Raw genomic sequence first — 13,840 nt, 5'->3', positions numbered from 1 at the left:
CTTCCACCAGTTCTATCAAGCAGAAAGGTCTAGTTGTATGCGTCCAAGGATCCTCGTGACGGGCATTCCTGGCCACTATTCGCGCCTTGCAAGCGGTGCCAATGGATTGGCCGTCTCCTATTCGGAACGGCAGAAGCAACCGGAGTCGAAGGACGAGTTCATCCAGGAACTGAAAAACATCAGTAACACCGGCAACTATCTGATCGGCGAGGGTGCTTTGCGTGCGCTCGCACCGCATGCCAAGCAGGTGCCCTTCTGGCATCTCTATAATTGCAGCCAAAACGGGGATGGATTCGAGCAGTTCAATTCCAACTTCGACATCTGCGTCTTCACCTGCGCAAACCTGTTGCGCAAGGGGCTCTCCGCCGACGCCGAAGCGGAAGTGCTGAGCAAGCTCAAGATGCCGATCGTCATGCTTGGCATCGGCCAGCAGAACCGCAAGGATCTCGAAAATGCACTGCCGGAGGGCACGAAGCGGCTGCTGGGCATTCTCAAGGAGCGGGAGCACTATTTCCTGACGCGCGGTCATGAAACCACCAGTTTCCTGAAGGACCAGGGCTTCTCCAATGTCCGGCCGACCGGCTGTCCGTCCGTCTATTTCATGCCGGACAACATGCGCCGGGCGCTGAAGAAGCTGCCGGGCGTGCAGATTGGCAAGGCGCGGACCATCTTCTCGGGCTACCTCGGCGCCAATCACGACGCGATCGTCGACGCCAACGCCCTGGAGCCGCAGGATTCGGTTCCCCAATATGTCGTCCAGGACGAATTCCTGCACTTCGACATGAAGGTTGAGCCGAACGCCGAAGGGCGAGTCTACGACACAGCCTCCGGGATGATGATCGGCGATATCGCCTATCCGGGCACCGAGCGGCTCAAGCGTCCATTCGAAGTGCGCACCTTCTTCGACACGAACCAATGGCGCGCCTGGGCCTCGTCGATGGACTTCAATTTCGGGCGGCGTTTCCACGGCTCGATCATTGCCATGCAGGCAGGGGTGCCAAGCCTGATGGTGGCAGTGGACGATCGCATGCGTGAGATGCTGGGCTTCACAGGCTTGCCGGCTGTGGACGCTACCGATCTCGACAAGGCCGAAAACCGGGCCGAGTTCGTCGCCGATCATCTGCCCGGCCTCAACGCGTCCGAACTGGTCGACCGCTACTCCGATCGTGAGCGCAATTTCCGCACGGCGCTGCGCGAGATCGGCATTGGGCATTAGCCGCCGCCGGCCCCACATTCTCAGGCACAATTTCAGGGAACATCATGCGCATTCTGCTTACGGGCATCCCATCATATCTGCAGCGAACCGTGGCGAGCGTGTCCGGGGCGGAGGTTCGCCACAGGCCCTATTTCGACGACATCCGCACCAAGGCGGAGCTGATCGAACAGGTCAGGAAGATCGCCAACACCGGCAACTATCTGATCGGGGAGGGCGCGGCCTACAGCCTGAAGGCGCATGACGTCACCTACGTGCCGTTCTGGCACCTCGCCCGCAGCTGTGATTCCGCGGAAGCCTACGAGCGCCTGAACCAGGAGTTCGACATCTGCGTCTTCGCCTCGGCCAACCTTTTGCGGCCTGGCTATTCCGCCGATCTGGAAGCGGAAGTGTTCGAGAAATTGAAGATGCCGGTCGTGGTCATGGGTATCGGCATCCAGCGCAAGGAAGGCCTCAAGGAGAACCTGCCCGCCGGCACCCTCAAGTTCCTCGATGTCCTCAAGCGCAAGGAGACCTTCTTCCTCACCCGTGGCTATTTCACCGCCGAGTTCCTAAGGGAACAAGGCATGAAGTTTGTAAAGCCGACCGGTTGTCCGTCGCTCTATTTCAACCCGGCGGGGATGCAGCGATCGCTCGCGGCACTCGCGGATCCTGATCTGGCGAACGCGCAGAAAATCGCCTTCGGCGGCTATCTCGGCAGCGTGGCCGATACGATCGTCGATGCGCACGCGCTGCTGAAGCCGACAAGCGTCGCAAGCTATGTCATACAGGACGAGGTGATCGCCTATAATCTGTCCTTGGCTGGCGACGATCACGCGCCCGTCTATGACAAAGCCAGCGGCCGCATTACCGGGGCAACCTCATACAAGCATTCCGAAAAGTGGCAGAGGGATCATGAGCTCGTGGTCTTCTTCGACACCAACCAGTGGCGAAACTGGATCGCCACCCGCGAACTCTGCTTCGGCCGCCGGTTCCATGGCTGCATCATCGGCATGCAGGCCGGCGTGCCGGCGCTCATGATTGCTGTAGACGACCGCATGCGTGAGATGCTGGAATTTGTCGGCTTCCCCTACATGGAAGCGGCGACGTGGAACCGCGAGGCCGACAAGAAGGCCTATCTCGCCAACTTCCTTTCCAAGATCGATACGCAGGCTGTAACCGATCGGTACTCGGCCTGCGAAGCTAATTTCCGCAGCGCACTCGGCCATGTGGGCCTCTAGTTTCAATATCAAGAGGACGGCGGCGGCCAGACTTCTGTTTGGCATGCTGCTGGCTGTCTGTGGCAACACACCAGTGCCGGCTGCCGATGCCGGCGAGACGCAAGGTGCCCGCATCGGGATCAACCGCATGAACCTCGCCTGGTTGCCGCGAAGCGACCAGGAAAGGGTGCTCGGGGAGATGACGGCGAACGGCATCACCCATGCCCGTCTTTCGCTGTCGCGGCCAGTCGACAAGAGCATCGAGGCCCTTGAGATTGCAAATCGCCTGGGCATACGGATCCTTCTCGAGGTCCAGCTTACCAACAAGAGCTTCTATCCCGAGAAGGCTCGTCCCCGGGCCGGCTTCGGCCGCATCTGGGATGTCCACCGGCTCTCGGAACTCGATCTCGACCGGTACCGCATGGGATTGCGCGACGCACTCGGCCGTATCGATGCCTTGGGCATTCGGCTGGAGGCGATCGAACCCGGAAACGAGATCAATTTCAGTGCCTACAATGGCGATCTCCTTGTCTATCGTCGTCCCGGCGAACAGACCCCACGCAGCATCGCCGATCTCGCGGGCAGGGTGGCCTTCGAGCAGGGGCTCGACAAATATCTGGAGGCCGTGAAGATCACCCGCGAGGAGGTGCGGCGTACCGTTCACAGCAGCGACGCCGGCATCGTTTCGGCCGGCCTGTCCGACCTGAGTGCGGGCTGGGCTGACAAGAGAGGCATGGAGCGCCTCGATCCGCATGAAGTCATTGCGCTGCTGCGCAAGCGGGGCATCGACAGCCTTGTCGATGCCTACGGTATTCACGTCTATCCAGGACAGAAACCAGCGCAGGCGCTTGCGGAGCAGGTGAAGCGCATCCTCGATTTTTGCCGGACCGACAGTGATGGCCGACCCTGCTGGGTGACGGAATGGGGGATTGCGAATACCGCACGCGACTGCCCCGTCGACGACCAAAAGCGGGAAGATGCTGTGCGGGCCGTGCGCACAGTCTTTCAGCAATTGATGGACGAAGGGCGGCTGACGGCAGCCTACTACTACGATTGGGACACTGAGAAGTCATATAGCCTGTGGCGTTGCGGCCGGTTGAGCCCTGCGGGAGCATTGGCCGTCGCACCGGCCAGAACCGAGGCGCCGCGGTCAGTAGTGCCTTGAGCGGGGCAAGCTTTGCGCAGGTGCAAATATAGTGAAGCGGCGATCCGTATTGCCAGAGTATTTCCAACATCCGGGAACTGGACTTGCTCATCTATTCAGACGAAAACCTAGAGGTATTTCACAGGGCGGGATCGTCGCCCTATGTTCTCGTGACCTTCAACGAAATGGAGATGCAGGCAAACGGCAGCCGCTTCTGGGGGCAGCGGTTTTGCGAGAAGGCGGACATCACCGCTCTCGGTTTCATCAGCCGGCGCCCCAACTGGTTCCCAGTGGCGAGCATGGCGAAGGCCAGCGTCGCGGCAGCGCCGATCCTGCGGCAGGCAAGCGAACGCATCCTCTATGGCCACTCCCAGGGTGGCTACGCGACGCTCCGCTATCGCCGGCTCTTCGATGCCGATGTCGCGATTGCCTTCTGTCCGCAGATCTCAATCGATCCCAGGGCGGTCCCCTTCGACGGCCGCTTCACGCGCCACTTCTCGCCCTCCCTTCATGAAGACATGGAGGTCGCGCCTCAGCACGCTGCTGGCCGCGCCTATGTTTTCCATGATCCGTTCCATGCCGTCGATCGCGAGCACGCGGAGCGGATCGCGGCGTTGCAAGAGCGGACGCGGCTCGTCCCGGTGCACATGACAGGCCACGGCACTGTCCGGGCCTTCGCCGGAACGGCACGCGGGCTGGCCCTTATAGAAGCCTGCCGGGCAGACAATGTGCCTGGCCTGCGCTCGCTCGCCCGCGCGGTCCGGGTCGACGCACCCATGCGGCCCTATCAGACCGCGCTCACCGCGATTGCGCGTCATCCCGCCTGGGCCGACAGGCTTTGCGAGCGGTTCCTCAAGGAGTTCTCGCCCGTGCAGCGGGTCAACTACCTCTACCACCGGGCCAATCGACACATACGCGACGGCGAGTTGGCGACCGCGCGCGACATGCTTGTCGAGGCTATAGCCCTTCAACCGAGCAATGCCGGGCCTGCCCGGCGCCTGCAGGAACTCGACGCGCGTATCATCCGCACGGGCGTGGCGGCGGCAACTTTGTGAGACTTTCGCAGGCGAACTAAACAGGTCCTAGTAGCCACCTGTCGATTGATCAGGATGACCGATCGGGAAGCCGAACGAATATTCGTCGCTAGACGGACACGCCCGGGTACTCGCTGCGGAGCCTCCGCCGGAGCGACGGCCGCGTCAGCGCTTCCAAAAATCGCGGTGAGGCGCAAGCAGCTCGTCCTCGATCTCGGGGAAGGGACCGAGTACTTCGATCTCCTTCTGGCCGGAGGCAAGCACCGTGCGGGAGGGAAGGCTCATCGTGGGGTTTTCGGGATGGTCGCCAGTCAGTGCGAGGAGTTTGGTCTCCTCATAGCCGTAGACAAGCTGGCCTATATTCGCCCAGTAAAGTGTGCCTGTGCACATCGCACAGGGCTCGCCGGTTGATACCAACGTGCAGGTCCAGAGAAATTCTGGCGAATAGGCCGCCGCCGCTCGCCGCGCAAGTTCGCTCTCCGCATGATGCACCGTATCGATGTTGCCTTGGCGCATGAGAACCTCGTCGTCAGGCCCGACCAGCACCGCACCGAATGGATGATGACCATGGGCAGCGGTGGCGCGGGCAACATCATTGGCTTCACGGATATGGGTGATCATCTGTTCTCGAGTCACGGCAAAAATCCCCTCATATTTTTACGGGCGGCCGACCACTCTACCAAATAGATCTGACTGGCAGAAAGCTACCGGGTCATGCCGGCGGCGCAACGCACCCTCATCTGCTACTTAGCATCCACCATTAAGCGCCTCTATTAAGCGGGATTGTCAAACGTTACCATTGGCGGAGTTTCGCTCCAAGTCAGCCATAGAGAGCGCTTAGTTGCGCCTGACAAGCAGACGCTCCAGGAGCCTGGAGAAACGTCGAGTGTTATCTCTCGTGACGCGTGATGCGCTGGGAGGCTCACAGCGGTATCTTTGATCCGCCGCGAACGTCGACGGTGAAGGCGTCGACGCTGTCGTGCCGGGCTTCCGCCCCAGGGAAGAAGCTGGAGCGAAATTACGCCAGTCAACCAAGCCCAATAGCTTGACGTACAGCCGGCGAACGAAAGCACTTACTAGCAGTCAGACGTAAGAAGATATTTTTTCGGACGCGGGCCCGGCGACACCACCCATTGTCGCAGGTATCGCTGCGCTGACTTCATCTGGAATGATCTCGTCGCCAAATCGGCTTCGCATATGGCGGGCCAAGCCTAAAATCACGTTTTCCTTCGCCTCGCGGGGGCGATAAAGGCGCGCGGATATGTAGTAGCTCCAGAGCACCGCCGCGCGGGCATATTTTCGCGGGGTAAGTGCAAGGTGAATACGAACGGGCAACGACGGCACAGCCTCGTTTGGATTAGCATATACAAGCCTATACGGGCCCTTGCTTATCGGGCTTTTGGTCAGCGATTCAAGTTCGCGGTCCTTCGCCTCGAAATTGCCCGAAGCCAGCAGATTCTGGCAGATGCATGAAGTAATGTAGCGGTCGAACATAGATCCGGGCTTGCACAAGGGCCGCGCGCGGTGGTTGTGTTGCAACGTTTTGAATACCGGCACTGTGGCAAGGAGAGCCTCTGACATTTTGGAGGATTGAATGTTCAAGGGCCGCCAGTTCGACCAGTCAGTGATCCTGCTGTGCGTGCGCTGGTACCTGGCCTACAGTCTGAGCCTGCGTGATCTGGAAGAGATGATGGCTGAGCGAGGCATTGCCGTCGACCACACGACCATTCACCGCTGGACCGTCCGCTACGCACCGCTATTGCTGGAGTGTTTCAACCGACGCAAGCGTAGCGTGACCGGCAGATGGCATATCGACGAAACTTACATCAAGGTCCGCGGCCAGTGGATGTACCTTTATCGCGCTATCGACAGTGTCGGCGATACGGTCGAATTCTGGTTCAGCGAGCAGCGTGATCTATTAGCGGCCAAGCGGTTCTTCAGGAAAGCGCTGGCACGTCATGGCCGGCCCGACCGCGTTGTTATCGATGGTAGCCAGACCAACCACGAGGCTATCGTTTCCTGTGACACCACAAATCGCTTGCAAGATCGCTCCCGACGCCGGCTGAAGCCGATCGAAATCCGCAAGGATAAATACCTGAATAACCGGATCGAGCAGGATCATCGGCGCATCAAGCGCCGCGTCCGGCCAATGCTTGGCTTCAAATCACAGGCATCAGCCGCGATCATCCTGTCCGGCATCGAGATGGTCCACATGATGCGCAAGCGACAGGCGAGATACGCCTTCAATCCGAATCCGTCCCTGGCCGAACAGTTCGCAATTCTTGCCGCATAATTGGCCTCGGACCAGCCTTCTTTGCGCTTCCAATCAGCCGTTGCAACAAAACCCATTGTATTCCGTCCAGTTCGTCACCCGATGCCGCTGCCTCGGGAGCATATGGCGGCGGGCGTCATTGAACTTGTGCGGCATTCAGACAATCCTGTCAGGCAGGTACAACCTTAATACCCGGCAAAGCCCGATCCCTGCAACAACGTCATAACAATCGGATCATGAAGGCCAGAATCAGCACCACGGCCGCAATCCAGCGATGGCGATAGGCATGATCGGATCGGGCAATGGGGAAACGGCATCGGCGCTCACGGAAACCTCGTCTGGAACGGTTGGTCGTGATGCCGAAGGTAGGGAGTTGCAGTAACCTTCGTAAATGAGATAACGTCTGGTAACTGAACTTTGGGGTTTCCTCGCAGGAACCTCCATGGAGCGCCCGATGGTCCTCGCCCGCCGCAACTCGACGGTTCCGCCGCTGCCCGATTGCGCATCGGCGGCCTGTCCGCTCCAACAGTGCATGGACCTTCTCGGCTGCGCGTGGACGCCTAACATCGTCTGGAAGCTGTCGGGGGAGCCTCGCCGCTTCAGCGAGCTGCGCAGCGACATTCCTAACATTTCCGCCAAGATGCTGAGCGCCCGGCTGAAAGACCTCGCGGAGAAGGGCGTAGTCGGGCGAACCGTCATCGACACCACGCCGCCCACGGTCGAATATGCGCTGACCGATCTCGKGCGCGAACTGCTGCCCGTCATCGAGGTTATCGAAAGCGTCGGCCGGAAGCTCGCCGGATCGGTCGCGGTTAATCGATGAATTGGCGCGTGTCGCGCAATTCCTGAAACCTGCACCACGTCCGCAGCGGCCCGGATTCCGGGCCGCGACGTGTCGCGAAAGTCTGTCGCACAAGTTTGACTTTCGCACCTGACTTTTGCGACAGAATTTTCTTTGAAAAATCAGCGCCGGTGATTTTGTCGCGAAAATCAGGATTTCCGCGACAAGGGAATGTCGCAGTAGGGGTGGGAAGGGGACTGGCCGCTATCGGGCCCGTAATGCAAGAAGCGGATGCCTGAGTTAGGGCACGGCTGTGATTGACGGTCCAAGATCGACCCAGCTCAGGATCTAGCGTTGAAAGGTGAGGTGGATGATGCCACTCTCTGCCGTTTCCGACTTGACCGTATATCCGGCCTCCAGGCCGCGCAGATCGTCCCAAAGGCGTATTCCCCGCCCCAGCAGAATTGGAGCGATGGCAACATGCAGGCGGTCCACAAGTCCGGCCTTCAGATAGTCACGCACCATGCTTGGTCCGCCGCCAATTCTCACATCCTTGCCATTTGCGATGGTTGCGGCTTGCTGGAGCGCCTGAGCCGGGGTGGCATCGATAAAGTGGAACGTGGTGCCACCGACCATTTCGATGGAGGGGCGAGGCTTGTGGGTCAGCACAAAGACCGGGCAGCGGAACGGAGGTTCGTCGCCCCACCACCCCTTCCAGTTCGGGTCATCAGGGAAGTTATGCAGGCCGAATTTACCGGCCCCCATGATTTCCKCGCCGATATTGTCGAAGTAATCCTGCGCATACCTATCGTCTATGCCAGTGGTGCCTTTGCCGCTGACGTCCTTGAGCACGCGCTCCTGGAATGTCCTGGTCGCGACGTAGGCACCGACAAGGCGCATCCAGTCTTCGCCAAATGGTTTTTCGGGGGTTTGGTCAGTGGTTGTCGCGAAGCCATCAAGCGAAATGATAAGATCAACACGAACGGCCATTAGAACGCTCCTTCTGAAAGTTTGAAGCCGCCTCGATATCTGGCGACCTTGATATTAAGGTGATTGCCTTTGTATTTTACGCCAAATAGAAAGGCAAGTACCTAATTATCATTGACCCATATCCTGATCCGTTCTAGCTGAGTCAAATGCCTCACCATTCTGCCCCACTCGATCTTGCCTTTCACGCTCTCAGCGACCCGACCCGCCGCGCGGTGGTGTCGCGGCTGGTCGAGGGCGAGCTGCCGGTAACCGCACTCGCCGAGCCATTCGACATGGCGCTGCCCTCCTTCGCCCAGCATCTCAAGGTACTGGAGGATTGCGGATTGATCGTCAGCGAGAAACGCGGGCGCAGCCGCTGGTGCCGGCTGGAGCTGGCGCGCTTCGCCGAGGCGGCAAACTGGATGGAAGCGGAGCGCCGACGCTGGGCCGAGCGGCTCGACCGGCTGGAAACTTATTTGGACAAGACGGAAGCGAACGACGATGGAAAAGCTGTTTGAAACCTGGTCGCTCGACCGTGAGATCGTGCTGGTCAAGGTGCTGAAGCACCCGCGGCATAAGGTCTTCGCCGCCTGGATGGACCCGGAAGCGCTGGCGCAATGGTATGGGCCGGCTGGCCTCAGCATCGAGAACCAGGAGGCCGATATCCGCGAGGGCGGGGAATGGCGCTTCGACATGGTGGGCGTATTCGAAGGCCAAAAGCAGCGCTTCGCCAATCTCATGCGCTTCTTGAAGATCGTTCCGAACGAGCTGATCGTGGTGGACTATGGTACCCCGGACCCCAACGACCCGGAGCGCTTCTACATGACGATTACCTTCGATGAGCAGACCGACGGCAAGACCGTGCTGACCATGCGCCAGCTTCACCCAAGCCGCGAACGTCGCCAGGTGGTCGTCGGTTTCGGCGCGGTGGAGTATGGGTTGCAGACGCTGGATGGCCTCGCCACTTGGCTGGATGGTTGAACGCTGCTCATCTGGAGGGTTGGTTCAGATCGATCGGCTCGCTCCAGCATTTCGTGTCGATCTTCTCCGCAGTTTGCAATCTCTTCGTTCCATCCCGGACCAATCGTTCCGCTTCCCAAATCCGAAATCATCGCCTCAGTGCAACGGCACAATGGAAAGCCGTGGCGCTGGACCTCTCCTGAAAAGCACCACTTGGATCTCGTGCGCCCACAATTCACAATGTGACAGCACCGGGCGTGTTGTTCAGCGCGCCGCGATAGGCCTTGCCAATCGGTGTACGAGCGACGGAGACGATAACTGCGTCCATGATAGATCCAGTTCCTTTGAAAAATGCGCGGCTAACCGCCAGTGGCGACAGTCCGCGCGACTAAAGAAATCGCTGCGGAAATGCGACAGAATCGGCCGCGTTGAATTTTCGGGAAAATTTCTGTCGCAAAAGTCGGATGCAAAAGTCAATGTTTTGCGACTGACATTTACGACAATTGCTAGAGTGAAAAGAGACCCAAACCGGCACGCACTTCCTCAAGGGTTGTTTGTGCCCTCACGCGCGCTCTGAAGGTGCCCTGCCGCAGGAGGTCCATGACATAGCCCGGATCGTCCGCATACCGGGCACGGCGCTCCCTGATCGGAGCGAGCAAGGATTGCAAAACATCCTCAAGCTGCCGCTTCACTGCCATGTCGCCCAGCCCGCCCCGGCGGTATCGGGTCTTGAGGTCCTCAATGTCGGCCAAATCATCGCCAAAGGCATCCAGATAGGTGAAGACCACATTGCCCTCGACCGTTCCGGGGTCAGCAGCACACACATGATGGGGGTCCGTATACATTTGCCGCACGGCATCACGAATTTTATCCGGCGAGGCGGAAAGCAGAATAGCATTCCCCTGCGATTTGCTCATCTTGGCTTTGCCATCGATCCCCGGCAGACGGCCAACGGTTGGGATCATGGCGTGAGCTTCCGGCAGGAGGACATGGCCGATCTGCCGGTTCAGTCGCCGAACGATTTCGTTGGTTTGCTCGATGAGGGGGGCCTGGTCCCCGCCTACGGGAACGAGCGTTGCCTTGAACGCGGTAATGTCGGCCGCCTGTGCAACGGGATAGCAGAGAAAACCGGCCGGCACGTCGCGTTCGAAGCCGCGAAGCTGAATTTCCGTCTTGATGGTCGGATTTCGCTCCAGCCGGGCAACGGTCACGAAATTCATATAGAGCATGGTCAATTCTGCCAGCGCCGGCAAAGCCGATTGCACGCAGATCGTCGTTAGGGCCGGATCAATCCCCACAGCCAGGTAGTCGTAGGCAACTTCAAGCACATTACGTCGAACCTTTTCAGGATTGTGGGCATTGTCGGTCAGGGCCTGCATATCCGCGAGAAGCAGGAATTGCTCGTGGGTATGCTGAAGGGCCACGCGGTTCTTCAGCGACCCGACGTAGTGGCCGAGATGAAGGGGGCCGGTCGTTCGATCCCCTGTCAGGATAATTGGGAGTTTATTTGCAGAGTTGGACATAAGGGGCTCCGTAAGGGAGCCGCCGCGATCGGAAGACTATCGGGAATTTGACCATGCCTGCCGGATCACGGCGGCAAAGGGTCAATTTAAAAAAAATGACGACATGCCGCTCCTAGAAGGAGCGCCACCAGATGCTGAGGCTGATATTGGCAAAGTCGATCATGCCAGATAGATGCCACATGCCGCCGATATCTCGCAAGTGCCAAGACGAGATTCGTGAATCTTAGGTGTCTCGCGACAAACCGATGGCGCTTAATGCCGGACTACAGGATAGAGTGAGGCAATCAGCAAAACTGCCATAGTGATATTGAAAAGCTGAAGCCTACGACCTACCGTCAGCCAACGCTGAAGCACGGTTCCCATCCACGTCCAAATAGCATTCGAGGCCAACCCGATTACGGCGAAGGCCAATGCTACCAGCACCACGGAAACGAGTACGCGATTCGGCGCAAAAACGGTGATCGCGGATAAACTGGTTGCCCAAACTTTCGGGTTGACCCAGAAAGCGGGCTGCCAACCGCATCGCCAGCCTCGGGCGGCGTGGCGTTCGCGATCTTCCAAGCGAGCCACAGAAGATAAATCGTCGAGACAATTCGCAATGCTGCCTCAAGCGCGGGAACAGCATCGAAAATTGCCATTAGTCCGACGCCTGCCAGCAGTATAATCGGAAGGACTCCAACGGAAACCCCGAGCAGATGCGGTATTGAGCGGCGGACACCAAAATTCGCACCCGACGCCATGACCATAATGTTATTCGAGCCGGGTATGATTGTCGCTGCAAAGACAAAGCTAATAAGGGCATGGAAAATTGTATTATCCATAGAGTTCTCCGTTCGAGGTTTGGACGCCGCAGTCGAGCCGGAGAAATAAAAAGGATGCCCAATGTGGCAGCCCAGATTGTACATAACAGTTGGAGCCGCCTTTAGATCAGCAGCCACCAGCCCGCGATATGATTGAGTAACTTGGTCATCTGAGGAATGTATCCGCAAACTCTAGGGAGCATCAACAAGATTCGGTTAGGTGGTCTTTGTCGCGCGACTTAGGCAGACCGTCCCAAATCCCATTTTGGGACGATCTGTAGGATTTTCGCGACACGTGTCCTGAATCCGGACGGCGGTTATACGCTGTCCGGCATCATCAGTTTACAGCGTCACCGACCGCGCTGGCTAAGCGACCGCAATGCAGTCAAAACTGATAGGGCCATGGTCGAGGAATAGGCCACGAGCGGTCAAGCAGTATCCCCCCGCAACACGACGACCATCAGTGTCCCCACGATGCCGACGATCAAGCTCTGAACACAGAAATAGAGCGCCACGGCTGATCCCGCGATATCGTTGTATCCTTCGAGGGCACTATTGGCCGTGACCGACACGGTGACAACGATGCCGATTGCCATCACCCACATTGGCACGATGAATGCCAGGAACGAAGCGAGCCGAAGACTTGTCCCACGCTCAGGAGAATTGCTCCCGCCAGAAGCGTCACCTGCCCCTTGCGAGGCTGCCGGCAATCCCCCATTTCGCGACGAACCGCTTGGCAAACCGCGTCATGATTATCATCACGACCGCTGCTGTCGCAAAGGCCACGCTGAATTCCAGCTCGGAATAGCCGGCCTTGTCAATAAGAACGCGGGGAGCGGTTGCGAAGAAAACGAAGAACGTTCCTATGGCTGTGCTGAACCCAAGCGTATAGGTCCAGAAGGCATGGCTGCGAAAAATCGGCAGGAACGCCTGCTGAGCGGGGACCGCTGTCGCGGGCCGCGTTTCATGCCACCGGAACACGGCATTCAGGAGCTCCAGAACGGTGGCCGCGCCCAACGTGACGAAAATGGCCCGCCATCCAAATTCATCGGCAATCACAGCCCCGGCGATCGGTCCGAGAGCGGGGAAGGGTTCGCCGTCCGTCTGTGGCCAACGCATCTGCTTGAACCAACCATAGGCTGTCGCCTCGCGGTCCTTTGCCAAGTCCATGACTGTGAGAGTTCGGCATTCGGGCGACAGCAGGAAATGCTGTCGTTTGGGTTTTTGTTCGGACTTTGCCAAGGCTCAGTCCCTCCTCGGTTTGGAAGGCGACTGAGCCGCGTATTTCCAAACCTCCGGACGGGATGTGGAGGTGCAAGACCAATGCAGCAGGCTGCACGACGGTCATGGCGATGGCGAATTCATTGGTCCGAAGTGACCGTCAGGCCACCAAGAAGTCAAAGCAGTATGTGCGAGATCCTGAACATGCGGCGGCTCATACCTGGGAAGCTGACTGGAGTCGATCGGGAAAGCGCTCGATGGTTAATTGCGAAGTTTGGGACAATGTCTGCTTCCGACCCCATTTCTGCCGTTCGCGGTTGGACCGCACAATCATAAAGCGGTCGTTTATGGAGACTGTGGCGACACGACCGCCAACCCTCCAGATGAGCAACGGTCAACTATCCAGCCACGTGGCGAGGCTATCCAGCGTCTGCAGACCATATTCCACCGCGCCGAAACCGACGACCACCTGTCGGCGTTCGCGGCTTGGGTGAAGCTGGCGCATGGTCAGCACGGTCTTGCCGTCGGTCTGCTCATCGAAGGTAACCGTCATGTAGAAGCGCTCCAGGTCGTTGGGGTCCGGGGTACCATAGTCCACCACGATTAGCTCATTCGGCACGACCTTCAGGAAGCGCATGAGGTTGGGTAAGCGCTGCTTTTGGCCCTCGAACACGCCCACCATGTCGAAGCGCCATTCCCCGCCCACGGAAATCCGGATAGTCTC

At 58.8% G+C, this 13,840-nt stretch carries 13 protein-coding genes and 2 pseudogenes; 8 read left to right on the top strand and 7 right to left on the bottom strand.

The genetic code is table 11. From position 1 onward, the window contains the following. The first annotated feature begins 37 nt into the window (after positions 1-37). The 4 genes from AC1DWF_RS03890 to AC1DWF_RS03875 all read left to right on the top strand — a co-directional run bounded on the left by AC1DWF_RS03890 (position 38) and on the right by AC1DWF_RS03875 (position 4,611). Positions 38-1,216, top strand: a complete 1,179-nt coding sequence (locus AC1DWF_RS03890; protein ID WP_476804365.1) for a polysaccharide pyruvyl transferase family protein — start codon at positions 38-40, stop codon at positions 1,214-1,216. Positions 1,217-1,260: 44 nt separating this feature from the next. After that, complete coding sequence (locus tag AC1DWF_RS03885; RefSeq protein ID WP_476783828.1) at positions 1,261-2,433, top strand: polysaccharide pyruvyl transferase family protein; 1,173 nt, start codon at positions 1,261-1,263, stop codon at positions 2,431-2,433. 43 nt (positions 2,434-2,476) lie between these two features. Then, a complete protein-coding gene (locus AC1DWF_RS03880) occupies positions 2,477-3,577 on the top strand; it encodes a glycoside hydrolase (protein WP_476783827.1) in 1,101 nt (366 codons plus the stop codon). Between the two features lie 83 nt (positions 3,578-3,660). After that, a complete protein-coding gene (locus AC1DWF_RS03875; protein WP_476783826.1) occupies positions 3,661-4,611 on the top strand; it encodes an alpha/beta hydrolase in 951 nt (316 codons plus the stop codon). 144 nt (positions 4,612-4,755) lie between these two features. On the opposite strand, the gene AC1DWF_RS03870 is transcribed toward AC1DWF_RS03875, so the two are convergent. Beyond that, a complete protein-coding gene (locus AC1DWF_RS03870; RefSeq protein ID WP_476783825.1) occupies positions 4,756-5,226 on the bottom strand; it encodes a nucleoside deaminase in 471 nt (156 codons plus the stop codon). A gap of 447 nt (positions 5,227-5,673) precedes the next feature. Continuing rightward, positions 5,674-6,084, bottom strand: coding sequence for a hypothetical protein (locus AC1DWF_RS03865; protein ID WP_476783824.1), 411 nt, complete (start codon positions 6,082-6,084; stop codon positions 5,674-5,676). 100 nt (positions 6,085-6,184) lie between these two features. Between AC1DWF_RS03865 and AC1DWF_RS03860 the strand changes: the two genes are divergently transcribed. Further along, a complete protein-coding gene (locus AC1DWF_RS03860) occupies positions 6,185-6,883 on the top strand; it encodes an IS6 family transposase (RefSeq protein WP_476783823.1) in 699 nt (232 codons plus the stop codon). Positions 6,884-7,316: 433 nt separating this feature from the next. Further along, positions 7,317-7,685: a winged helix-turn-helix transcriptional regulator gene (locus tag AC1DWF_RS03855; RefSeq protein ID WP_476841468.1), complete on the top strand. Its 369-nt coding sequence runs from the start codon at positions 7,317-7,319 to the stop codon at positions 7,683-7,685. Positions 7,686-7,991: 306 nt separating this feature from the next. Here AC1DWF_RS03855 and AC1DWF_RS03850 read toward each other — a convergent pair whose 3' ends face one another. Further along, positions 7,992-8,633: a dihydrofolate reductase family protein gene (locus tag AC1DWF_RS03850; protein WP_476841467.1), complete on the bottom strand. Its 642-nt coding sequence runs from the start codon at positions 8,631-8,633 to the stop codon at positions 7,992-7,994. A 146-nt stretch (positions 8,634-8,779) separates the two neighbouring features. On the opposite strand from AC1DWF_RS03850, the gene AC1DWF_RS03845 reads away from it, so the two are divergent. Further along, positions 8,780-9,130 carry an ArsR/SmtB family transcription factor gene (locus tag AC1DWF_RS03845; RefSeq protein WP_476786750.1) on the top strand — a complete coding sequence of 117 codons (351 nt, stop codon included), beginning with the start codon at positions 8,780-8,782 and terminating at the stop codon, positions 9,128-9,130. Then, positions 9,114-9,593: an SRPBCC family protein gene (locus AC1DWF_RS03840; protein WP_476786749.1), complete on the top strand. Its 480-nt coding sequence runs from the start codon at positions 9,114-9,116 to the stop codon at positions 9,591-9,593. The genes AC1DWF_RS03845 and AC1DWF_RS03840 overlap by 17 nt, the downstream gene beginning before the upstream one ends. 485 nt (positions 9,594-10,078) lie before the next feature. On the opposite strand, the gene trpS is transcribed toward AC1DWF_RS03840, so the two are convergent. The 4 genes and pseudogenes from trpS to AC1DWF_RS03820 all read right to left on the bottom strand — a co-directional run. Then, a complete protein-coding gene (gene trpS, locus AC1DWF_RS03835; RefSeq protein WP_476789099.1) occupies positions 10,079-11,095 on the bottom strand; it encodes a tryptophan--tRNA ligase in 1,017 nt (338 codons plus the stop codon). A 413-nt stretch (positions 11,096-11,508) separates the two neighbouring features. Beyond that, positions 11,509-11,916: a LysE family translocator gene (locus tag AC1DWF_RS03830; RefSeq protein WP_476789100.1), complete on the bottom strand. Its 408-nt coding sequence runs from the start codon at positions 11,914-11,916 to the stop codon at positions 11,509-11,511. Between the two features lie 329 nt (positions 11,917-12,245). Further along, a pseudogene (locus tag AC1DWF_RS03825) lies at positions 12,246-13,071 on the bottom strand (MFS transporter); the annotation flags it as partial. A 439-nt stretch (positions 13,072-13,510) separates the two neighbouring features. Continuing rightward, a pseudogene (locus AC1DWF_RS03820) lies at positions 13,511-13,828 on the bottom strand (SRPBCC domain-containing protein); the annotation flags it as partial. Positions 13,829-13,840 lie beyond the last annotated feature (12 nt).

It is taken from the genome of Aminobacter sp. P4_D5 (assembly GCF_056401815.1).
This window is presented reverse-complemented; position numbering and strand designations above follow the sequence as displayed.

Coding starts and splice junctions, on each gene's coding strand:
- AC1DWF_RS03890 (WP_476804365.1), top strand. CDS start 38: ATGCGTCCAAGGATCCTCGTGACGGGCATTCCTGGCCACTATTCGCGC.
- AC1DWF_RS03885 (WP_476783828.1), top strand. CDS start 1,261: ATGCGCATTCTGCTTACGGGCATCCCATCATATCTGCAGCGAACCGTG.
- AC1DWF_RS03880 (WP_476783827.1), top strand. CDS start 2,477: ATGCTGCTGGCTGTCTGTGGCAACACACCAGTGCCGGCTGCCGATGCC.
- AC1DWF_RS03865 (WP_476783824.1), bottom strand. CDS start 6,084: ATGTTCGACCGCTACATTACTTCATGCATCTGCCAGAATCTGCTGGCT.
- AC1DWF_RS03860 (WP_476783823.1), top strand. CDS start 6,185: ATGTTCAAGGGCCGCCAGTTCGACCAGTCAGTGATCCTGCTGTGCGTG.
- AC1DWF_RS03845 (WP_476786750.1), top strand. CDS start 8,780: ATGCCTCACCATTCTGCCCCACTCGATCTTGCCTTTCACGCTCTCAGC.
- AC1DWF_RS03840 (WP_476786749.1), top strand. CDS start 9,114: ATGGAAAAGCTGTTTGAAACCTGGTCGCTCGACCGTGAGATCGTGCTG.
- trpS (WP_476789099.1), bottom strand. CDS start 11,095: ATGTCCAACTCTGCAAATAAACTCCCAATTATCCTGACAGGGGATCGA.
- AC1DWF_RS03830 (WP_476789100.1), bottom strand. CDS start 11,916: ATGGATAATACAATTTTCCATGCCCTTATTAGCTTTGTCTTTGCAGCG.